Origin of the sequence: Nocardiopsis endophytica, assembly GCF_027706725.1 — a bacterium.
GTDB classification, from domain to species: Bacteria; Actinomycetota; Actinomycetes; order Streptosporangiales; family Streptosporangiaceae; genus Nocardiopsis_A; species Nocardiopsis_A endophytica.
In genome coordinates this window covers 44761-65608 of record NZ_JAQFWQ010000001.1, presented here as the reverse complement: position 1 = coordinate 65608, position 20848 = coordinate 44761, and the positions used below count along the sequence as shown (strand labels likewise).

Annotated in this window: 20 protein-coding genes and 1 tRNA gene; 6 read left to right on the top strand and 15 right to left on the bottom strand. The window is 72.3% G+C overall.

The genetic code is table 11. The features are described from left to right. Positions 1–4 precede the first annotated feature (4 nt). The 4 genes from O4J56_RS00295 (at position 5) to O4J56_RS00280 (ending at position 6868) form a co-directional block, all read left to right on the top strand. A complete protein-coding gene (locus O4J56_RS00295) occupies positions 5–2194 on the top strand; it encodes an MMPL family transporter (RefSeq protein ID WP_270682975.1) in 2190 nt (729 codons plus the stop codon). A 206-nt stretch (positions 2195–2400) separates the two neighbouring features. Next, positions 2401–3330: an alpha/beta hydrolase family protein gene (locus tag O4J56_RS00290; RefSeq protein ID WP_270682974.1), complete on the top strand. Its 930-nt coding sequence runs from the start codon at positions 2401–2403 to the stop codon at positions 3328–3330. A 122-nt stretch (positions 3331–3452) separates the two neighbouring features. Further along, positions 3453–6209, top strand: a complete 2757-nt coding sequence (locus O4J56_RS00285) for a helix-turn-helix transcriptional regulator (protein WP_270682973.1) — start codon at positions 3453–3455, stop codon at positions 6207–6209. Positions 6210–6406: 197 nt separating this feature from the next. Further along, positions 6407–6868 carry a hypothetical protein gene (locus O4J56_RS00280; RefSeq protein ID WP_270683071.1) on the top strand — a complete coding sequence of 154 codons (462 nt, stop codon included), beginning with the start codon at positions 6407–6409 and terminating at the stop codon, positions 6866–6868. 46 nt (positions 6869–6914) lie between these two features. On the opposite strand, the gene O4J56_RS00275 is transcribed toward O4J56_RS00280, so the two are convergent. From O4J56_RS00275 to O4J56_RS00255, 5 genes are all read right to left on the bottom strand, one after another. Next, positions 6915–8285: an amidase gene (locus O4J56_RS00275; protein ID WP_270682972.1), complete on the bottom strand. Its 1371-nt coding sequence runs from the start codon at positions 8283–8285 to the stop codon at positions 6915–6917. Beyond that, positions 8272–8442, bottom strand: coding sequence for a hypothetical protein (locus O4J56_RS00270; protein ID WP_270682971.1), 171 nt, complete (start codon positions 8440–8442; stop codon positions 8272–8274). Before O4J56_RS00270 ends, O4J56_RS00275 begins: the two co-directional genes overlap by 14 nt. Before the next feature lie 168 nt (positions 8443–8610). Next, a complete protein-coding gene (locus O4J56_RS00265; RefSeq protein WP_270682970.1) occupies positions 8611–9555 on the bottom strand; it encodes a glycine betaine ABC transporter substrate-binding protein in 945 nt (314 codons plus the stop codon). Between the two features lie 73 nt (positions 9556–9628). Next, entirely contained in the window at positions 9629–10864 is a 1236-nt protein-coding gene (locus O4J56_RS00260; RefSeq protein WP_270682969.1) for an ABC transporter permease, read from the bottom strand. Next, positions 10861–12015: a quaternary amine ABC transporter ATP-binding protein gene (locus O4J56_RS00255; RefSeq protein ID WP_408639067.1), complete on the bottom strand. Its 1155-nt coding sequence runs from the start codon at positions 12013–12015 to the stop codon at positions 10861–10863. The genes O4J56_RS00260 and O4J56_RS00255 overlap by 4 nt, the downstream gene beginning before the upstream one ends. Before the next feature lie 409 nt (positions 12016–12424). Between O4J56_RS00255 and O4J56_RS00250 the strand changes: the two genes are divergently transcribed. Next, positions 12425–13033, top strand: a complete 609-nt coding sequence (locus O4J56_RS00250; protein ID WP_270682967.1) for a rhomboid family intramembrane serine protease — start codon at positions 12425–12427, stop codon at positions 13031–13033. Positions 13034–13049: 16 nt separating this feature from the next. Here O4J56_RS00250 and dcd read toward each other — a convergent pair whose 3' ends face one another. Next, positions 13050–13625 (bottom strand): dCTP deaminase, encoded by a 576-nt coding sequence (gene dcd / locus O4J56_RS00245; protein WP_270682966.1) that lies wholly within the window; start codon positions 13623–13625, stop codon positions 13050–13052. A gap of 131 nt (positions 13626–13756) precedes the next feature. Between dcd and O4J56_RS00240 the strand changes: the two genes are divergently transcribed. Beyond that, a tRNA-Gly gene (locus O4J56_RS00240) sits at positions 13757–13830 on the top strand. 96 nt (positions 13831–13926) lie between these two features. Here the strand turns inward: O4J56_RS00240 and O4J56_RS00235 are convergent. The 9 genes from O4J56_RS00235 to O4J56_RS00195 all read right to left on the bottom strand — a co-directional run bounded on the left by O4J56_RS00235 (position 13927) and on the right by O4J56_RS00195 (position 20746). Next, positions 13927–15117 (bottom strand): tyrosine-type recombinase/integrase, encoded by a 1191-nt coding sequence (locus O4J56_RS00235; RefSeq protein ID WP_270682965.1) that lies wholly within the window; start codon positions 15115–15117, stop codon positions 13927–13929. Further along, positions 15118–15342, bottom strand: coding sequence for a helix-turn-helix domain-containing protein (locus O4J56_RS00230; protein ID WP_270682964.1), 225 nt, complete (start codon positions 15340–15342; stop codon positions 15118–15120). Then, complete coding sequence (locus O4J56_RS00225; protein ID WP_270682963.1) at positions 15342–17003, bottom strand: replication initiator; 1662 nt, start codon at positions 17001–17003, stop codon at positions 15342–15344. Before O4J56_RS00225 ends, O4J56_RS00230 begins: the two co-directional genes overlap by 1 nt. Next, positions 17003–18430: an FtsK/SpoIIIE domain-containing protein gene (locus O4J56_RS00220; RefSeq protein ID WP_270682962.1), complete on the bottom strand. Its 1428-nt coding sequence runs from the start codon at positions 18428–18430 to the stop codon at positions 17003–17005. The genes O4J56_RS00225 and O4J56_RS00220 overlap by 1 nt, the downstream gene beginning before the upstream one ends. Next, positions 18430–18720 (bottom strand): hypothetical protein, encoded by a 291-nt coding sequence (locus O4J56_RS00215; protein WP_270682961.1) that lies wholly within the window; start codon positions 18718–18720, stop codon positions 18430–18432. The genes O4J56_RS00220 and O4J56_RS00215 overlap by 1 nt, the downstream gene beginning before the upstream one ends. A 101-nt stretch (positions 18721–18821) precedes the next feature. Continuing rightward, on the bottom strand, positions 18822–19040 hold the full coding sequence (locus O4J56_RS00210) for a hypothetical protein (RefSeq protein ID WP_270682960.1): 219 nt from the start codon (positions 19038–19040) through the stop codon (positions 18822–18824). Continuing rightward, the gene (locus O4J56_RS00205) at positions 19040–19459 is read right to left on the bottom strand and encodes a plasmid replication, integration and excision activator (RefSeq protein ID WP_270682959.1); all 420 of its coding nucleotides are present in this window, start codon (positions 19457–19459) and stop codon (positions 19040–19042) included. The genes O4J56_RS00210 and O4J56_RS00205 overlap by 1 nt, the downstream gene beginning before the upstream one ends. Positions 19460–19572: 113 nt before the next feature. Further along, positions 19573–20304, bottom strand: a complete 732-nt coding sequence (locus O4J56_RS00200) for a GntR family transcriptional regulator (RefSeq protein ID WP_270682958.1) — start codon at positions 20302–20304, stop codon at positions 19573–19575. Positions 20305–20497: 193 nt separating this feature from the next. Continuing rightward, positions 20498–20746 (bottom strand): hypothetical protein, encoded by a 249-nt coding sequence (locus O4J56_RS00195; protein ID WP_270682957.1) that lies wholly within the window; start codon positions 20744–20746, stop codon positions 20498–20500. Positions 20747–20848 lie beyond the last annotated feature (102 nt).

Sequence of the window (20848 nt, the reverse complement as noted above, 5' to 3'; positions counted from 1 at the left end):
TCCCGTGTCCCTCACCCAGCGCCTCGCCCGGCTCGGCCGCCTCTGCGCCCGCCGCCCCCGGACGGTCCTGCTCTGCGGCCTGCTGCTGTTCGCCGCGCTCGCCGCCGCGGCCGCGCCCACCGCCTCCTCCCTGGTGCTCTCCCGCTTCGAGGCGCCCGGCTCGGAGTCCGACCGGGTCGCCGCCGCGCTCACCGAGGACTTCGGCACCGGCCGCACCAACATCACCGTGGTCGTCACCGCCAAGGGCGGGGACGTCGACGCGCCCGGGGCCGCCGCGGCCGGCGAGCGCCTGACCGAGCGGATCGCCGCCTACGACGGCGTCCAGGACGCCACCTCGTACTGGACCCGCGACCGCGCCCCCACCCTGCGCAGCGAGGACGGGGCGCAGGCGCTCATCCTGGCGAGCGCGCCGGGCGACGCCGACCACGTGCGGCGCGAGGTGCTGCCGGGGTTCCTGGAGGAGTTCACCCGCGACACCGACGCCTACACCTCGCGGGTCGGGGGCGGCGAGGCGGTCTTCCTGGACGCGAGCACCCAGGCCGCGTCCGACTTCGCCCGCGCCGAGGCCGTCATCTTCCCGGCCGTGTTCCTGCTGCTCCTGCTCGTCCTGCGGAACGCGGCGCTGGCCGCCGCCCCGCTGGCGGCCGGCGTGTTCACCATGGCGGGCACGCTCGCCCTGCTGCTCCCGGTCGCCCTGGCCACCGAACTGTCGACCTTCGCCCTCAACATCACCCTGGTCATGGGGCTGGCGCTGGGCGTCGACTACTGCCTGTTCCTCATCAACCGGTTCCGCGAGGAGCTCGCGGCGGGACGCGCGGTGCCGGACGCGGTGGAGACGACGACGGCCACCGCGGGGCGCACCGTCGTCTTCAGCGGGCTGACGGTCGCCGCCTCCATGGCCGTCCTCCTGGCGCTCCCCTTCGACTTCCTGCGGTCGTTCGCCTACGCGGGCATGGCCGTCGTCGCCGCGGGCACCACCGCGTCGGTCGTGTTCCTCCCCGCCTTCCTCGCGCTGATGGGCACGCGCGCCTCCCGCCGCTTCGGGCGGCGCGGCGGCCCAACGGCCACCGGCGGATTCTGGGGGCGCACAGCGGAGCGGGCCATGCGGCGGCCGGTCGCCACGGGCGGCGCGGTGCTCGTGCTGCTCCTGGTCCTCGCCGCGCCCGCCACGGGGCTGCGGCTGGGTCTGCCCGACGAGCGCGCGCTGCCCGAGGACGCCCCGTCCCGCCAGGCCCAGGAGCAGATCTCGCAGGGGTTCACCGCGGAGGCGGCCGACACGCTGCACATCCTTCCGCAGGGCGCACGCCCCTCCGACGCCGAACTCGACGCGCACGCCTCCGCACTCTCGGACATCGACGGGATCGCCCGTGTGGAGACGCCGAGCGGCGCCTTCTCGGACGGCGAGCGCGTCGTGGGCCCCGACGGCCTCTCCGATCACCACTCCCGCTACGACAACGGCGAGCGCGCGCGCATCGCCGCCGTCCCCACCGCCGAGCGGCTCGACACCGACCCCTTCGGGCTCGTGCAGGAGGTCCGGTCCTCCCCCGCCGCCTACGCGTTCGACGTGGGCGGCTACCCGGCCGACCTCGTGGACTACCGCGACTCCCTGGCCGACCGGCTTCCCCTCGTGCTCGCCCTGGTGCTGGCCACCGGGTTCACCCTCCTGTTCCTGCTCACCGGGAGCCTGCTCATCCCCGCCAAGGCGACCCTGCTCAACCTGCTCTCGCTCGGGGTCATGTTCGGTGTGCTGGTCTGGGGGTTCCAGGACGGCGGCCTCGCCGACACGCTGGGCTTCACCCCGCCCGGCTCGCTGGACCCGAGCTTCCCGATCCTGATGTTCTGCATCGCCTACGGGCTGTCGATGGACTACGAGGTGTTCATGCTCGCCCGGATCAAGGAGGAGTACGACCGCACCGGCGACACCACTGCCGCCACCTCCGCGGGGCTCCAGCGCAGCGGCCCGCTGATCTCGGCCGCCGGGGCCATCCTCGCCCTGTCCTTCGCGGCCTACACCACCTCCGAGGTGATGTGGCTCCAGATGCTCGGGGCCGGGCTCGCCCTGGCCATCCTGGTCGACGCCACGCTGGTGCGCGCCCTGCTGCTGCCGGCCTCCATGCGCCTGCTGGGGCGCGCCAACTGGTGGGCGCCGCGCCCGCTGCGCCGCCTGCACCGGAGGATCGGCGTCTCCCACTGACCGCGCTGACCGCACCGGCGGCACGGACGCCACGGATGGCACGGACGGCACTGTCGGCGAAGGCCGGTGATTCAACGGATGTGCGGCACCACCGCTTCAACGCACACTCGTGTTCCCCCGGTCGCTCACGGAGAGCACGCCCCCCACCGCTCCCTGGGAGCGGCCGGGATCGTCAACCAGCACCCCCCACGATTGGGAGACGATCCGTGTCCATCGAAACCACCCCGCACACCGGCGGCGCGCGCTGGGCGCGCGCCGCCGGGACCCTACTGGCGGCCACGGCCCTGGCCCTGGGCGGCGGCACCGTCGCCACCTCGGCGCACGCCGCCCCGCTCCCCGCCGAGCCCGCCGCGCAGCAGAACCCCCACGAGCGCGGCCCCGATCCGACGGAGGACTCGATCGAGGCCCCCCGCGGCTACTTCGACGTCGACGAGGAGCGCGTCTCCTCGCTGAGCGTCACCGGGTTCGGAGGCGGGACCATCTACTACCCGACCGACACCAGCGAGGGCACGTTCGGCGCCGTGGCCATCTCCCCCGGCTACACGGCGGGCCAGTCCTCGATCTCCTGGCTCGGCCCCCGGCTCGCGTCCCAGGGCTTCGTGGTCTTCACCATCGACACCCTGACCCGCTACGACCAGCCGAACAGCCGCGCGCGCCAGTTGGACCGCGCGCTGGACTACCTGGTCGAGGACAGCGACGTCGCCGACCGCATCGACCCCGACCGCCTGGCCCTCATGGGCCACTCCATGGGCGGCGGGGGAACGCTGAAGGCCGCCGAGGACGACCCCTCGCTGCAGGCCGCCATCCCGCTCACCGGCTGGCACACGCAGAAGACCTTCGACCTGCAGGTGCCGACGCTGGTCGTGGGCGCCGAGAACGACTCCGTCGCCTCGGTGCGCACGCACTCCATCCCGTTCTACGAGAACATGCCGGGCGGCCTGGACAAGGCGTACCTGGAGCTGAACAACGCGACCCACTTCGCGCCCAACTTCTCCAACACCACCATCGCCAAGTACAGCATCTCCTGGCTGAAGCGCTTCGTCGACGACGACCTGCGCTACGACCGGTTCCTGTGCCCGGCACCGGGGACCGGCCTCGACATCTCCGACTACCGGTCCACCTGCCCCTACAACTGAGGAACCGCGTGAGGTCCGCCTGAGCCGGAATGCGAGCGGGCGGCCGGGCGGACATCCGTGGATCCACCGGTCCCGCGCCCACCCCCCTGGGCGCGGGACCACGCGCTCTGTACGGTGCACGCGTGCTCACCCCATCCCCCCGCCACCCGTCCGTCCTCCGCGGCCGCACCCAGGAGACCGGCGCGATCGCCGCGGCGGTCGCCGCCGCCCGCGAGGGGCGCGGCGCCGCCCTCCTCGTCACCGGAGCGCCCGGACTCGGCCGAACCGCCCTCCTCGACCGCGCCGAGCGGTCGGGGGCCGAGCTGCTCCTCGTCCGGGCCGACGGCGTCCGGGCCGAGGCCGACATGCCCGGGGCCGGGCTCCAGCGCCTGGTGCGCCCGCTCGCCGACCGCGTCGGCACCCTCCGCGACCTGCACGCACGGGCACTGGAGGAGGTCCTCGACGGCGGCGAGGGCCGCGCCCCCGCCACCGCGGCCGCCCTGCTGGCCCTGTTCACCTCCGCGGCCCGGGAGCGGCCCGTGCTCTGCCTGGCCGACGACGCGCACCTGCTCGACCCGTCCTCCCGCCAGACCCTCGCGGCGGTCGCCCGCCGGGCGGGCGGCGAGCACCTCGCGGTCCTGGTGTCGGCCCCCACGGCGGCCGACCCGCTCCTGACCGGCATCCCGGAGCTCCCCCTGCGCCCTCTGGACCGCCGCGAGGCGGAGGCCGCGGCCGCCGACGCCGCCCCGGGCGCCGCCTCCCACGTGCGCGCGGCGCTCGCCCGCGCCTGCCACGGCAACCCGCTCGCGCTCCGCGGGTACCTCCGCCGCCTGGAACGCGCCCACCTGACGGGGGCACGGGCGCTGCCCGACCCGCTTCCGCTCGACGAGCGGCTGCTCGAAGCGCACCGCGCCGTCCTGGAGCCCCTGCCCGAGCGCACCCGCGACATCCTCCTCCTCGCCGCCGCCGAGCCCGGAGCCCGCATCGACGCCCTGGTCGCGGCCGCCGACGACGCCGAGGCGTCGGTGGCCGACCTGGCCCCGGCCGAGGAGGCCGGCGCCGTGCGCGCGGACGGCGACCGGCTCCGGTTCCCCGACCCCGTGCTGCCCGCCGCCGTCTACCTGCTGGCGCCGGTCGCCCTGCGCCGCGCCGCCCACGCGCGCCTGGAACGGGTCTTCAGCCCCGAGCACTCCCCCTCCCGGCACGCGCGCCACCGGCACCTGGCGGCCCCCGACCCCGACACGGCGCGCGCCGAGGCGATGGCCCGGCTCGCCGTGCGGGCGCGCGCGCTGGAGGGCGACGGCGCCGCCGCCGAGATCCTGGAGCGCGCGGCGTTGCTCACCCCCGACCCGCACGACCGGGCGTTCCGGCTCGCCTCCGCCGCGGACGCGGCCTGGCGCAGCGGCCGGCCCGACCGGACCGCCGACCTGCTGGCCTCGGCCGGGCCGCCGGGGGCGACCGGGTCGGCCGGGGCCCGGGTCGACATGGTGCGCGGCCACCGCATGCTGCTCAACGGCGACACCTTCGACGCCGCCGACACGCTGGTCTCGGCGGCCGACCGGCTCGCGCCGCACGACAGGGCGCTGACGGTCGAGGCGCTCATGCACGCGGCGGACGCGGCCTCGTTCGCCGGGGACCCCTTCCGCCACCACGACGTGGCGCAGCGGGGCGAAGGCCTGGTGCACGAGGACGACCCGGACGAGATGCACTTCGGCACCGCGTTCCTCCAGGGCTGCACGCTGTCCTTCCAGGGGCACTACCCCGAGGCGGCCGAACGCCTGCGCACGGCGGTGCGCCTGGCGCGGCGGATCGACGAGCCGCGCCTGCTGAAGCGCGCGTCGGTGTGCGCCCTGCGCCTGGGCGACGCCCGCCTGGTCAGGGACCTGGCCTCCCGGTCGGCGGAGACGGCGCGCAGGCGCGGCGCCGTCGCGCTCATCCCCCAGGCGCTGCAGTTCCTCGTCTACGCCGAGTTCTGGACCGCGCGCCTGCCGTCGGCCGTCGGCAACGGGATGAAGGGGCTGCGGCTGTCCCGGGAGACGGGGCAGCCCAACTGCGCCACCCACCTGCTCGCGGGGCTCAGCCTGCTCGCCGCCATCCAGGGGGACGAGAGCACGTGCCGCGCGCGGGCCGAGTCCGTCCTGGAGAGCGGACGCCGCAACGGGCTCGGGCTGCCCGTCGCCCTGGCCGAGTGGGCGCTGGCCCTGCTGGAGATGTCGCAGGGCGACGCGGTGGCCGCGTTCACCCGCCTCAAGGCGCTCGCGCACGCCGAACCCGGGCGCGGGCACCCGACCATGCGCGTGCTCACGGCTCCGCTGTTCGTGGAGGCGGCGGTGCGCAACGGCGCCGAGGACCAGGCCGAGGTCGCGTTGGCCGGGTACGAGCGCTGGGCGGAGGGGTCCGACAGCACCAGCGGGCGCGCGCTGGTGGCCCGGAGCCGTGCGCTGCTCGCGCGCGCGGGCGACTCCCGGGACTACGCGGCCCACTTCGAGGAGGCGCTGAAGTTCCACCGCTCCTGCGCGGACGACGAGGTGGAGCGCGCCCGCACGGCGTTCCTCTTCGGCACCGCGCTGCGCAGGGAGCGCGACCCCGGGCGCGCCTATGTCCATCTCCGGGACGCCCTGGAGTCCTTCGAGCGCATGGGGGCGAGCGTGTGGGCCGAGCGGGCGCGCGCCGAGCTGCGGGCCAACGGCGCCCCGGACGCGCGGACGGCGGCACCCTCGCCGCTCGACCTGACAGAGCAGCAGCGCAGCATCGCGCTGCTCGTCGCGGAGGGGGCCACCAACCGGGAGATCGCCGCGCACCTGTTCCTCAGCCCGCGGACCGTCGAGTACCACCTGCGCGCCGTCTTCCGCCGCCTGAACATCCGCTCCCGCGTCGATCTGGCGCGTCTGATGCGCTGACCTGCCGTCTCCTCCGCGCGGCGCCCGCCCCGGCGCGCGGTCCGGCTCTAGGGTGGGGCGCAAAGGCGGCGATTCCGCCACCCCCGCCGCTCCGAAACCGCCGTCCGCGGCGCCCGGAGCCGATAGGGTTCCCTTGCGATCGCCGCATCCCCGTCACGCGGAACGAGAGAGGCATTGCCGTGTCCGAAACGGTTCGCTTGGTCTGCCCGGTGGGTCGCAAGCAAGGGGAGATCGGGGCCGGGGCCGTTCTCATCGCGCTGGCGGCGCTGGCCGTCGCCGCCTCCCCGGCGCACTGGGCCAACCTGGTCCTCGGCGGGCTCCTGGCCCTGTGCGGCGCCGCCCTCATCGTGCACGGCCTGACCCTGCGCGCACCGGTGCTGGAGGTCGAGGACGGCGAGTTCCGGTACATCCGGGGCCGCTACATCGTGCGCATCCCCTTCGGCGACATCGGTTCGTACTACCTGCTGTCCGGGCGGACCCGCTCGCTCGGGCTGTGCGACCTGGCAGGGCGCCCGCGCGTGTTCCCCTCGACCGAGGGGCGCCGCGCGAGCCGCCCCTACCTGCCGCTGACCGGCATGACGTCGCGCCACAAGGTCGACGCCTTCATGGCCGGCGCCGGCATCCCGCCGCGGGACCGCTCCCTGACCGCGGGGAGGTAGCCGGTCCCGGGGCGTCCACTACGGGGGCGTCCCTACAGGGGCGCCGTCAGGGCGCCGCCCGCCCGGCCCCGGGCTCGGCGCGCTCGTAGGCCTCGCCCGCCCGCAGGAGCACCCCGTCCCGGCCGGGCGCCCCGATGAGCTGCATTCCGATCGGCAGACCGCGGCGGTCGCGGCCGACCGGAAGGGTCAGCGCGGGGCCCCCGGTGAGGTTGGCGGGGGCGCACAGGCGCACGTAGGCGTCGGCGACCCCTTCAATCGTGCCGTCCGGCCAGGCCACCTCCTCCTGGCCCGCCCGCACCGCGGTCACCGGCACCGTCGGGGCGGCCACCAGGTCGGCGCCGGTGAACAGCCGCGCCCAGGCGCGCGCCATCATCGTCCGGGCGCGCTGGGCGCGCAGGTGGTCGGCGGCGGTCACCGCCGTCCCCGCCTCCAGCAGGGCGCGGACGTCCGGCCCGTACAGGTCGGGGTCGGAGCGCAGGTTCGGCTCATGGTAGGCGGCGGCCTCGGGGACCATCAGCCCCCAGTGCGCCGCCTGGACGTAGCGCTCCATCGGGATCTCGACGTCGACGGGTGTCGCGCCGAGCTCCACCAGGCGTTCGGTGGCGCGCCGGACCGCGGCCTCGACGTCGGCGTCGACGCGGTCGAAGAAGTAGTTCCGCGGCACCCCCACGCGCAGCCCCTTCAGCGGCGCGCTGCCACCGGGCTCCGGCGCGTCGTCCGCCTCGGCGGCCCACCCGGGTGCCAGGGCCGAGAGCGCCAGGGCCGCGTCGCGGACGGTGCGCGTGATGGGGCCGACGTGGTCGAGGGACCAGGACAGCGGGGTGACGCCGCGCAGGGGGACCAGCCCGAAGGTCGGCTTCAGTCCGACGACGCCGTTGAGGGCGGCGGGCACCCGGATGGAGCCGCCGGTGTCGGTGCCCAGGGCGAAGGTCGCCGTTCCCGAGGCCACCGCGACGGCCGACCCTCCGCTGGACCCTCCGGCGACCCGGTCGCGGTCCCAGGCGTTGCGGGTCTGCGGGGTGGTCAGGCCGTAGGCGAACTCGTGCGTGTGGGCCTTGCCGACCAGCGCGGTCCCGGCCTCCGCCAGGCGCTCGGCGACCGCGCTGTCGGCCGCCGCCGTGTGCCCCGCGCGCACGCGCGAGCTCGCGGTGGTGGGCAGCCCCGCGACGTCGATCAGGTCCTTGAGGGCGACGGCGGTCCCGTGCACGGGGCTGAGCGGGCGTCCGTCGGCGGCCTCCCGCTCGGCGCGCTCGGCCGCCCGCCTGGCCCGGTCGGCCGTGACCGAGACGTAGGCGCCCAGGTCGGCCTCCACCTCGTCGATCCGGGCGAGCACCGAGTCCACCAGTTCGACCGGGGACAGCCGCCGCGCGCGGACGGCCTCGGCGGCGGAGGCGAGCGTCATCTCATAGGGCTGCACCGGGCGGCTCCTCCATGGGGTCGAAGGCGGCCGCGGGGTGCGTCTCCGCCAGGTCCGGGTGCGTGTCCAGCTCCCGCAGGACCGCCAGGACGGAACGGACGTGCTCGGCTGCGGCCGCTCCGGCGGCCGACATCGGCACGGGGTCGTCCGGGGACATGCCCGTCCTCCTTAATGCAAAGATTTAGCTTTAGTGCGACCCTAGAGCCCCGCCCCCCTTAACGCAACTTCTTAGCTTTAGTGTGGCCGACCGCAACCGCCCGCACGAAGACGGGAGGGACTCCGCCGCTCGGCGGAGCCCCTCCCTCGGTACTTCAGTGGTCCGGCCTCAGAACTCCAGGCCCTCGGCGTCGTCGCCCATCCAGCCCTCGAGGACGTCCGGGTTCTCGGACAGCCACTCGCGGGCGCCCTTCTCCGGGTCGTCCTTGTTGTCCACACGGACCTTGGTCAGCAGGCCGGCGAGCTGCTCATCGTCCAGCTCGAAGGCCTTCATCCACTCGGCGACCTCGGGGTGGTCGTCGGAGAAGCCGTCACGCCCGGCGACCTTCATCTCCTCGGCGTCGCCCATGGCGCCCTCGGGGTCCTCGAGGTCCTTGAGGTCGTACTGGTCGTAGGCGGCGTGCGGGTGCCACAGGGTGACCACGATCGGCTCCTCGTCGGCGACCGCGGTGTCCAGGGCCTCCAGCATGCTGGGGGTGGAGGACTCGACGAGCTTGTACTCGTCCTCCAGCCCGTAGGCCGGCATGGCGTCGTCCTTGGTGACGCTGGTCAGGCCGGCGCCGGACTCGATGCCCACGATCTCGCCGCCGAAGGTGTCGCCCTCGCCCTTGAGGTCCTCGATGGAGTTGATGTCCTCCATGTAGGACGGCACGGTGAGCTGGAGCGAGGCGTTGGTGTTCCAGGCGCCCAGGTCCTCCAGGCTGTCGCCGTACTCCTCCCAGTACGACTCGTGGGTGACCGGCAGCCAGACGTCCATGTAGAGGTCGATGTCGCCCTCGGCCAGGCCCTGGAAGGTGGGGGCGACGTCGACCTCCTCGATCTCGACGTCGTAGCCCTTCTCCTCCAGCACCGCCTTCCACAGGTGGGTGACGGCGATGTCCTCGTCCCAGGCGATCATGCCGATGCTGATCTTCTCGCCGCCGCCGTCGCCGCCGCCCTCCTCGGGGCCGGTGGCGACGTTGCCGCCGCCGCAGGCTCCGGCGAGCAGCAGGGCGGCCGAGGCCGCGCCCACCGCGGTGAACCGGGGGAAGCGCTGGGAAATGCGCATGTCCATCTCCTCCTTGTGGTTGGGGATGTGAGGGGGAAGCGGGGGGCGTCGGAACGGATGCGGGGGGTCGGGGGCCGGGTCAGCGCGCGGCCGCGGCGGCCCGCCCCGCCGGGGAGAACCGGGTGACGGCCGCGGTGAGCCGGTCCAGGTAGATGGCGAGGACCACGACGGCGATGCCGCCCTCGAAGCCGACCGGGACGTCGCCCTGGGCGATGCCGCGGTAGACGTCGTTGCCCAGGCCGCCGGCGCCGACCATCCCGGCGATGACCACCATGGACAGGCTCAGCATGATGATCTGGTTGACCCCGGCCATGATCGTCGACAGCGCCAGGGGCAGCTGGATGCGGCGCAGGATCGCCCAGTCCGGGGCGCCGAACGCCTCGCCGGCCTCCACCAGCTCCTTGTCGACCTGGCGGATGCCCAGCTCGGTCAGGCGCACCCCGGGCGGCATGGCGAACACGACCGTGGCGATGACGCCGGGGACCGCGCCGATGCCGAAGAAGGCCACCGCGGGCAGCAGGTAGACGAAGGCCGGCAGGGTCTGCATGAAGTCCAGGACCGGGCGCACGAGGGTGCTGAAGCGGTCGCTGTAGGCCGCGAGGATGCCCAGCGGCAGCGACACGGCGACGGCCACGCCGGTGGCCACCAGGATCAGCGCCAGGCTGGACATGGCGTTGTCCCACTTGTCCATGCTGATGATCAGCAGGAAGCCGGCCACCGTGAACAGGGCCACGCGCCAGCCCACCACCACGTAGGCCAGCAGCACGAACAGCGGGAGGACGACCAGCGACAGCTGCACGCCCAGGGTGAAGTGGGCCAGGGTGACCGCGAAGAGCACCACGCAGGTCAGCGCGGCCGACAGCTCCTGGCGGGTGCCCCGGGCGTAGGTGAAGCTCATCACCACCAGGGCGATCAGCAGCAGCAGGGCCAGCACCAGCGGCGGGTACACGTACTCGGCCTGGTACAGGCTCATCGCCGAACTGAAGAACGCCGCCGGCATCGAGCCGACCACCGCGGTGGCCACGCCCCCGGCGAGTTCGGCGATGTACAGGCCCGCCCACACGGCGGCGGCGATCCCCACCGGGCGCAGGTGGCCGTGGCGGAGCAGGCCCACCGCGATGACGGCGCAGGCGATCAGGGTGAACTGGGTCGCCGAGGTCTGGGCGAGCAGGCCGGTCAGGGCGTCCACGCAGGCGCCGATCACCGTTCCCAGGACGTCGAACAGGCCCTTGAAATGGGTGCGGAGCCACTCGATGGAGGCGTCGAAGGAGTCGCCGACGGGCAGCTGCGGGACGGGGACGGTCATCGGGTTCACGAGCGGCTCCCCTCCATCGCGAGTCCGTCGAGCAAGGCGGCGCGCGGGATGACGCCGAGCATGCGGTCGTCGGTGCCGACGACGGCCAGCGGGCGCTCCGAGCGCGCGGCGGCGCTGAACAGGTCGGCCAGCACGGCGGAGGGGGCGGTCGTCTCCTCCACGGGCTCGACGGCGCCGGCGATGTCGTCGGCGCCCTTCTTCTTCGCGGCCTCGGCGTCGGCGGCCGATACGGCGCCGAGCAGGCGCTCGTCGGCGTCGAGCACGAAGCAGAAGTCGCGGTCGTGCTCGCGCATGGCCCGCAGCACGGCGTGCGGGGTGTCGGTCGGCGCGGCGTAGGGGGCGGCGGGGACCATCACCGACGCGGCGGTGAGCACACGGGTGCGGTCGACGTCCTCGGTGAAGGTGGCGACGTAGTCGTTGGCGGGGTGGTCCAGGATCTCCTGGGCCGTGCCGATCTGGGCGACCCGGCCGTCGCGGAGCACGCAGATGCGGTCGCCCAGGCGCATCGCCTCGTTGAGGTCGTGGGTGATGAACACGATCGTCTTGCCGAGCGAGGCCTGAAGCTCCAGGAGCTGGGTCTGCATGTCGCGGCGGATCAGCGGGTCCAAGGCGCTGAAGGCCTCGTCCATGAGGATGATGTCGGTGTCGGCGGCCAGCGCGCGGGCGAGGCCGACGCGCTGCTGCATGCCACCGGAGAGCTGGCCGGGGAGCTTGTCCTCCCAGCCCTTGAGGCCGACGAGCTCCAGCGCCTCCAGGGCCTTGGCCTGCCGCTCCTCGCGCGCCACGCCGCGGACCTCCAGGGCGTAGGCGGCGTTGTCGGCGACCGAGCGGTGCGGGAACAGCGCGAAGTGCTGGAAGACCATGCTGACCTTCTCGCTGCGCACCTTGCGGAGCTCGGCCTTCTTCAGCCCGGTGATGTCGGTCCCGTCGATCTCGACCGTGCCGGAGGTCGGCGGGAGCAGGCCGTTGAGCATCCGGATCAGGGTGGACTTGCCGGACCCGGACAGGCCCATGACCACGAAGATCTCGCCCGGCTCCACCTCGAAGGAGGCGTCGATGACGGCGGCGGTGACGCCGAGGTCGGCGATGTCGTCGCGGTGGCGCCCGTCGGAGAGCGCCTCGACGGCCGCGGCCGCCCGCCTCCCGAACACCTTGTAGAGATTCTCTGCGCGTACTGCTGGCACGGTCTCCTCTTCGGCTCCCTCATCGGCTGCGTCGCACTCGGGACCGGGGGTGAACGGGGGCGGGGACCCGTTCCTTAAGTCCTGTTTATGCCGAAGTCGCAGGTTAACGAGGAAGCCTGACCGGTTCACATGGGATGGTCACGCGCAAATAACACGTTTAACCCGCGTCACACCGCCCATCCGAGGAAGTGCCGCGTCCCCGACGATGCCGACCCCTCGCAATGTGATCTGCACCACACACCATTCATGTGTGAAACAGGTCACTCCAATGCGCAACACAGCAGGTCAGCGCAATTACAAGCCGTGACCCCGCACTCGTCCCCCGCCCCGGGAACGGGACTGGGACGGCTTGGGCGGTTCGCATAGAGTCGAAAGGGTGACGCACTCACGGATAGTCGCCATACTCACCGTCGCCGGGTTCCTCGCGGCGATGTGGATCTTCGAACTGTTCGACTCGGTCATGGGCGGCGCGCTGGACTCGGCGTTCGGGCTCCGCTCGTGGGACACGGGCGCGCCGTGGACGATCGTCACGGCCCCCTTCATGCACGCCAACCTCGGCCACCTCATCAGCAACTCGCTGCCGTTCCTCGTGCTGGGCTCGCTGGTGGCGCTGAGCGGGGGCCTGGGCCGGTTCATCTGGACGACGCTCATCGTGGTGGTCGTGAGCGGGGTCGGGGTGTGGCTGTTCAGCCCGCCCGGGGTGCTCACCGTCGGGGCGAGCGGGCTGGTCTTCGGGTACTTCGGCTACACCGTGCTGCGCGGGATCGTGGAGCGCAGGACCATCGACATCGTGATCATGATCAGCGTGATCGTCTTCTACGGGACGCTGATCTGGGGCGTGCTGCCCCAGCAGGAGGGCGTGTCGTGGCAGGCGCACCTGTTCGGCTTCGCCGGCGGGCTGCTGTCGGCCTGGCTGCTCCCCAAGCGCGAAAGGCCCAGGGCCGCCCCGCAGCCCTCGACGCCGTACTCCCCCTACCGCTACTGAGGCCCTTGCCCGGTCGTCAGACCTGCGCCCTCCCGAAGTTGAGGAACGCACGGGAGGGCGTGGGGCCGCGCTGGTCCTGGTAGCGCGAGCCGTAGCGCGGCGAGCCGTAGGGGTGCTCGGCCGGGGAGCTGAGGCGGAACATGCAGAGCTGGCCGATCTTCATGCCCGGGTAGAGCTTCATCGGCAGGGTGGCCACGTTCGACAGCTCCAGGGTGACGTGCCCGGAGAAGCCGGGGTCGATGAACCCGGCCGTGGAGTGCGTGAGCAGCCCGAGCCGCCCGAGGGAGCTCTTGCCCTCCAGGCGGCTGGCGATGTCGTGCGGAAGGGTGACGACCTCGTAGGTGGAGGCCAGCACGAACTCGCCCGGGTGCAGGATGAACTCCGAGTCCGCCTCGACCTCCACGAGCCGCGTGAGGTCGGGCTGCTCGACGGCGGGGTCGATGTGCGGGTACTTGTGGTTCTCGAACACCCGGAAGTACCGGTCCAGGCGGACATCGATACTGGACGGCTGGATCAGCCCGGGGTCGTAGGGGTCGATCTTCACCCGCCCGGACTCGATTTCGGACCTGATATCGCGATCGGAGAGCAGCACGGAACAGAACCTACCTGCTGCGACGACCACCCGGACCGCCCCGCCCGGGCCCCCCGGGGACACGGCCGGTTACCGCTCCGCCCCAGAGTCCGCTATGATGAGGCCCGTTGGCAGCCGCAAGGCGGCCCGACGCGGATGTAGTTCAATGGTAGAACTTCAGCTTCCCAAGCTGATAACGCGGGTTCGATTCCCGTCATCCGCTCCACAAAGAAAAGGCCAGGTCACCCGGTAGATTCCGGGACCTGGCCTTTGTCGTTCGTCCGCCTTTCAGCGGTCCGCGTGCCAGTTTCTTGCCAGATGCTCAGACGCGGGCACCGACGGTCGGCGGATCCTCGTCATCGTCGTCATCACCGTCTGCAGCATCGAGGGTGTCCGTCCAGGACCGCTTGAGTTCGTCTGCGGCCCTCTCCCCCAAGGCATCGGCGATGTCCCGAGCACGGTTCTCGCGAGCGTGGAGGTAGACCATCGCGGCCCGCGGACTGGAGTGCCCCATGCGGTTCATCAGCTCTCGCAGCGACGCCCCCGCCTCTGCCGCGTAGGTGTTGCCCGTGTGGCGCAGGTCGTGGAAGTGAACGTCCTTCACACCCGCCTTCTCGCAGGCGTCCGCCCAGTACTTCGAGAAGTTCGCACGCCGCAGCGGGTTGCCCCTGGCCCCGACGAACACGAAGCCGTCTTCCCCGGGAGCCGCGAACCTGCCCAGGTGTCGTTTGAGGTCGTCGATGATCAGCGAGGGAAGCACGACCGTTCGGTACCCGGCCTTGGACTTCGGTGTCCCCGGGACGAGATGGGCCAGGTCATAGACGGTCTCCCGGATGGTCACCGTCCGGTCGTCCAGATCCAGGTACCGCCGCCGCAGCCCTGCCAGCTCTCCCCATCGGAGACTGCCGAACGTCGCCAACAGCACCAGGGCCCGGTAACGCGGGTTGATCGCATCGGCCACCTTGAACACCTCGGCGACCGACAGCACCGGCCGCTCGTCGCTGCTCTCCACACCGGCCCCCTCGATCTGGCACGGGTTCTTACGGATCAATTCGTCCCTGACAGCGGTGTTCAGGATGGCCCGCATCAGCCGGTACGCCTTGGCCACCGTGGTCTTGCCGACCTTGGACTTCCGCCGAGCCGTACGCCACTTGCGCACGTGCGCTTCTCGGATGTCCTTGATGGACATGTGGTCGAAGGTCGGCTTGAGATGAATACGTAGCAGTCCTTCGTAGAGCTGTTCGGTCTTCGGACTCAGCTCCCGCTGTTCCAGCCACCCAGCGGCGTAGTCACCGAACCGGATGGTCCCGGCGTCGGGGTCTATCCACTCCTGCCGAGCGATCTCGGCTTCCTTCAGGGTGAGCCAGCGCGCGGCCTCCTTCTGAGTCGCGAACGTCCGATCCGCAGGTCGCTCGATACCGTCCGGCCCCCGGTAGCGCGCTTGGTAGCGCCCGGAGGAGAGCGGCCGTACAGCACCGAACTGCCGACGAGTCCCCTTGTTGTTACCGCCCACCTATGCGGCCCTCCTTCCTCGAAGCCGCATCGGCTCGACCACACCGGCGGCGATGAACTCGTCCAGGGCGGATTCGGGGATGCGGACGTGGCGACCGATCCTGACGAAGGTGATGCGGCGCTCTTCGATCAGCCGCCGGGGGTAGCGAGGGGTGGTGTTCAGGCGGTCGGCCGCCTCAGCCACGGTGAGCAGGCGACCGGACGGCCGGGTGGTCGTGCGTGCCATCAGGCGACCTCTTCCATTGCCGAGAGATTCGGGGAGCGTGCGGCGTCGAGGCGGGCGCGGCGTTTGAGGGTCTCGCCGACCGCGCGCAGCAGGCGGTGTTCGCGGGGCGGCACGTCCGGGTCTGTGGGGCGGGCGAGTTCCCAGGCGAAGGACCCGTTGACCACCGGCAGGGCCCCGCCGGCCGTTTCGGAGTCGGGGGCGTCGGGGGCGACGCCGAGCTGTTCGAGCACCCACGCCAGCCGATCCGCCTTGTGGTCGGCCAGGGTCTTGTTCGACCACTTCCGGGACACCAGGACGCGACGGCCCGCATAGCCCAGGTGTTCGCGCCGGTGGGCTTTGGAGCGGCAGAACCCGGGCACCATGCCCGCCTTGGCCCCCTCGGGCTGGACGCCGTAGCGCAGCCAGTTCGCGCACCGCGGCGAGCAGGGCTCGTAGCGCAGGGCCTCCACCAGGCGGTCAACGTGGACCTCCTGTGCGGGGGTGTCCACGGTGTGGCATTCGGCGATGTCCTTGGTCAGGTACTTGGCCAGGTAGCGCACGCACCGGTCCGCATCCTCCGAACCCGCAACCACCCCCTTGGCGTCCACCTGGGAGCCGGACCGGACCACGTGGTGCGGCTCCGCTCCCGGATCCTCGTCCAAGGCGTCCAGGGCCTCGTCCCAGGTGGGCAGGACCTCTCCGGTGGCCGGGTCGCAGTAGTTCCCGGTCGCCTCGTCCCACACCGGCACGCCCGGCCCCTCGTACACCGCCTCGTCGGCGGGCGGCCACCACACCTGGTGGTAGGTCGCCGCGGCCACCTGGCGCACCTCGGACCGGGGCAGGGTCCCGCGCACGGCCATGTGGACGTGCGGAGCCAAGCGCCGTTGGGGCTCCACCGAGGCGAAGTACTGCACGTCGAATCCGGCCACGCGGCGGAGGTTCTGCACGAACCGGTCCACCAGCTTGGAGAAGTGCAGCGCGTCGCGCGCCGCCCGCCGGTAGTCGTAGGTGGCCGGGTCCACCGGGGTGCCGTCGCTCTTCACGCGCCCGTAGGAGTCGAGGGTGAGCGTGAGGAACATCGAGGGGCGGAAGACCTTGCCCGAGGCGGGGTCGGTGAAGGCCCGCCCCAGGGTGGAGCGCTTCATCTGCCGCTTGGGAAGGTCCGGGGCATCCTGGCGCCGCCGCGTGGACCGGGACCGCCGGGGACGGGAGGACGCCGAGGAGGGGGCGACGGAGCCGCGCAGCCCGGAGGCGGCGATCTCCTCGTCCAGGTCGGCGATCGCAGCATCGAGGGCCGCCAACTCCTCAGGGGCGGCACCTCCCTCGTCGGCCAGGCGGTCACGCTCAGCGGTGACCACAGCCCGGCGCTTCACCCAGTCCTGTTGGACGTCGGTGGGGTCGTCGGGGGCGGGTTCGGGCTCTTCAGTGAGGTGCCAGCCCTCCTCGCACTGCGAGCGCCGCATGGACCGCTTGCGCTTGGCACAGGCCGGGCACCGGGAGGCCAGCGTGGACCCGCACGGAACGTCGATCACCTCCGTGTGGCCGGTGGCGATGTCGGTGCGGCGCAGGGAGACCGGGCGGATGCACACGCCCTTGTCGGCGGCGATCTGCTCGGCGACCTCACGGGCCAGGGGTTGGGCCATGCGCTCTGCCCGGGTGGTCCTACCGGTAACGGTCGGCATCAGCCCTCACCCTCCCCACCGGTCTCGGCGGCGGTCATGGCGTCGATGTCGGCATCGGAGACGTAGGCCGCCCGCACCCGGGTGGGGATCTTGGAGCCCTCCAGGCGGACGAACGCGGTGCCCGGGGCGGACGGGTCGATCAGGTGCGCATCCGCACCCCGGTCCCGGGCGTCGGGGCCGAGCACCATGTCCACCTGCGAGGCCTCGTCCAGGCGCAGGGCGACCTTGTCGGGGAACAGGTTGCGCAGGTTCATGACCTCTTTGCGCGGATCCTGCAGCGCGGCCAGGACCGCGAACCCGACCGACCTGCCTTGGCTGGTGAGGGTGGCCATGGCGTTCTCGGCACGCCGCCGCACCTCCCGGTCGGGGTGGTAGGCGGTCAGGAACGCCACCTCGTCGAGAAGAACAACCTCGAAGGGGTCTTCCGCGGTGGGGGTGTGGGAGCGCAGCCGACCGGCATAGGTGTCCGCCCGTGCCTGCATATCCCGGACGGCCTCTTCCAGCAGCTCCACACAGGCTTCCCCGGAGTCGGCGTACCGGTGGAACAGGGGGCGTCCGTAGGACAGCTCCATCCGCTTGGGATCCACCGCCCGCACCCGCACAAGCCCGGCCTCGATCGCGGGGAGCATCGCGCGCACCGCCGACCAGATCACCGACCCCTTGCCCGCGCCGGTGACACCGGCGACCAGGACGTGTGTGCCGTGCAGCCGCATGGTCCAGGTGCGGCCGTCCTCGCACCGCCCCATCGGCAGAGCGGCCAGGTCAACGGCGTCCCCGCCGTCCGGGACGGGCATGGCTCCGATGGGGTCGGCGAGCATGTCACGGCGCGGGAACTCCAGCACCACGTCCAGGGGGCCGAGGACCTCCACCCGGCAGGCCGGGGCCTGGAAGCCATGCGCGAGCTGGGGCGTGCGCTCCTCGAAGTCGGACGGGGCGGTCCCCGGCACGAGCTTCACGCGGACCCGGTCGGCCCACTCCGAGCAGACCACCGAGCGGATCCGCGGGAGGTACTGGCGCTCCAAGTACGACTCAGCCAGGCCGGACACCACGAGGACGGGTTGCCAGTGCCGCCGGTACACCCAGATCCCGCGCACCAGCCCCAGCAGCCGCAGCACCACCCAGCGCCGGAAGGAGGCCCGGTGGTATCGGCGCCAGACCAGCCCGCCGACGACGGCGACGGTGCACACCACCGCTGGGCCCACCCAGTCCCACAGCGCCCACGAGCCCACCAGGACGGCCACCGAGGCCACCGAGAGCGGGTAGCGCACCGGAAGCGCCACGAGGAACGCCAGGAGGCGCCAGGCCCACCGGCCGATGATGAAGGCGGCCGGGGTCTCCACGACCGGGGTGGTGAAGCGGACCGCGTGCGCGGGGACGGGGGCGGTGTGCTGAACCTGGGAGGCCCCGTTTCCCTTGCCGCCGAGCATCAGTGCTCACCCCCGATCCGCAGGACGTAGGAGTCGGCCAGAGCCTCAGCACGATCAGCCGCCAGCTCCGCGCGGGCGGCGGCCAGGTCGGCGCGGGCAGCGGCGGCCGTGGCGCGGGTCTCGGGGTCGCGGGTGTTGGCCGCCATGCGGTCGAGCAGGGAGGCCTTCCAGGCCAGGATGTCCACGCGGGAGGCCGCTTCCGAGGCGGCCGGGACCGAGCGGTGCTCGCGCAGCGCGGTCAGGAAGTCGGCGATCTCCCGGGCGGTAACGCGTGCGGGTCGTTCTGCCATGATGAACACACAGCTTCCTTGGGTTTGACCAGTTCTCAGGGGGTGAAGGGGCGGCCGATGGTGTTGGCGCACCAGGCCGCCCCGCCGTCTGTCGGATGCCCCTACCGGGCGCGGTGAAGGCGCTCCATCTCTCGGGCGAGTCCACGAGCCGCCTTGGCCAGCGACCGAGCCGCCTCCACCTCATGCGCGGTGACTGCCGTGCCGTCCTCAGGACCGAGCTGGAAGATCAGGCCATCGCTGTTGATGACGAGCCGGGCACCGGAGGCCAGAACCGCATCGAAGCCTTCGTCAAAGCACGCGGTCACGACCGTGAACGCCATCACTCGCCGCCCTTCGCACCCGCACCGGCCGAGGCCGGGGCCTTGCGGGCACCGCCGCCCGGGGCCTTCATCCCGCGCGCCCGCAGCGAGTAGGCCACCCGGGGACGCCGCCCGTTGTCGTCGACGTATGGCATGACGGCCATGTCCTCGAACTCCACCGGGCGGAACGGCAGACCCGCCGCCTCCTCGGGAAGCACCGGGCACACCTGCGCGGGGATCTTGACCTTGACCGACTTGGCCTTGCCCCGCGCCTCGGGGTCGGCGTCGATCACGTCCACCGCCCACAGCGGCAGCCCGGTGTTCTTGTCGAGCTGGGGGCGCTTGGTCTCGAAGTCGGTGATGGCCTCCACCCCGAGGGCGAAGGCGCCGTGGGGGAACACCGTCCCGAACTCCACCGGGATCGCACCCTGAATCGCCATGAGAACACTCCTCTTCCAACCGTCCTGTCGACCACTTGTCCGGTCGAGCTGTCTTCAAAATAGCGGGTTCAACTCGACCGGACAAGTGGTTGAACCCTCGGATCTGTCGCCCGCTACGCCGCGGGGTAGCTGTCCTCCAATTCGTGCAGGTCACCCGGCAACACGATGTCCGCGACGGCTAGCACGCCGTCCGAACCGTCCAGGATCCGCGCGAGGATGGACAGCACCGGCGTGTGCTCTCCTAGTTGCAGCAACCGGGCCTCTTCCCCGGTCGCGTGCCGCGCCGACAGCCGCTCGGCCACGCGCGCCGGGCGCAACCGCTTGAGCGCATGCAGGTGCTCACGCACCCCGATGGTGATCAACTGGTCCTTGCCTACATCCGTGCCATCGGCCACGTCCAGTGGAAACCACAGCGTGACCAGCTCACTCGGCTCACCGTCGGCCATGAGCACACGTTGGCGCCTGATGGCCGGGGACCCTTCCGGGAACCCCAGGGCCTCAGCGATCGCGGCCGGGGCCGTCGTCCGTCCCGTCTCGATGATCTTCACCTCCCCTCCCTGCTCGGCGGTGTCGAAGGCGCTTGCGCCCGCATGCGAGCGCTCCACCGCGGTGGTGGGCACCCCCTTCACGAAGGAGCCGCGCCCGTGCTCGCGGTCGATCCAGCCCTCCATTCGCAGGATCTCCAGAGCGCGGACCACAGTGCTGCGTCCCGCCCCGAACTCGCGGACCATCCCCGATTCGGAGGGCAGTTGCGTGCCCACCGGGTAGGTCCCGTCGGTGATCCGTTCCTGCACCGCCTGCACGATCTGTACGTACTTCGGCGGAGCGAAGTCCATGCTCGACATAAACAACCGTCCGGTTAATCCAATGCTCGTCTGGTCAAGCAGCTTAGCGGCGTGCTTCCGACCCTCCCAGGTGGAGGCGTACGGACCTGTCCGGGCGGTGGCCCCGGCCTCCCCCCAAGAGACACCGGGGCCACCTCCGAAGCCGCACGGCCGGTGGGAAGGCGTTACCGGAGCCGCGGCCGCGCGGCCGCCTTCAGGTCTGGAAGCCCACGTACCATCGCGGGTGCCTCTCGGGCGGGATCTTCGCCACCCGGGTGGACTCGCGGTGGCGGGCGAAGCAGATCCGGTAGCCGTTCAGGTCCTCGCCGCATTCGATGATGCTCGCGCCGTGTTCGGCGGCCCAGAGCCTCAGCTCCTCTATGCCGACCTCTTGGCGGACCATGTGGACCGTGTCCCCGCCGGACGTATCGGGGACCGGATCGCGAGCATTAGGGTTCTCCATGTCAGCGCTCCCATGCAGCGTTGGCCACGCCCCCGGACGGCACCACCCGTCGCGGGGGTCTGTCTGTTTCAAGCCGCTTCCACACCGGTCCCGCGGCAGCAG

Coding starts and splice junctions, on each gene's coding strand:
- O4J56_RS00270 (WP_270682971.1), bottom strand. CDS start 8,442: ATGTCCCCGGACGACCCCGTGCCGATGTCGGCCGCCGGAGCGGCCGCA.
- O4J56_RS00265 (WP_270682970.1), bottom strand. CDS start 9,555: ATGGACATGCGCATTTCCCAGCGCTTCCCCCGGTTCACCGCGGTGGGC.
- O4J56_RS00230 (WP_270682964.1), bottom strand. CDS start 15,342: ATGGCACGCACGACCACCCGGCCGTCCGGTCGCCTGCTCACCGTGGCT.
- O4J56_RS00225 (WP_270682963.1), bottom strand. CDS start 17,003: ATGCCGACCGTTACCGGTAGGACCACCCGGGCAGAGCGCATGGCCCAA.
- O4J56_RS00220 (WP_270682962.1), bottom strand. CDS start 18,430: ATGCTCGGCGGCAAGGGAAACGGGGCCTCCCAGGTTCAGCACACCGCC.
- O4J56_RS00215 (WP_270682961.1), bottom strand. CDS start 18,720: ATGGCAGAACGACCCGCACGCGTTACCGCCCGGGAGATCGCCGACTTC.
- O4J56_RS00210 (WP_270682960.1), bottom strand. CDS start 19,040: ATGGCGTTCACGGTCGTGACCGCGTGCTTTGACGAAGGCTTCGATGCG.
- O4J56_RS00205 (WP_270682959.1), bottom strand. CDS start 19,459: ATGGCGATTCAGGGTGCGATCCCGGTGGAGTTCGGGACGGTGTTCCCC.
- O4J56_RS00200 (WP_270682958.1), bottom strand. CDS start 20,304: ATGTCGAGCATGGACTTCGCTCCGCCGAAGTACGTACAGATCGTGCAG.
- O4J56_RS00195 (WP_270682957.1), bottom strand. CDS start 20,746: ATGGAGAACCCTAATGCTCGCGATCCGGTCCCCGATACGTCCGGCGGG.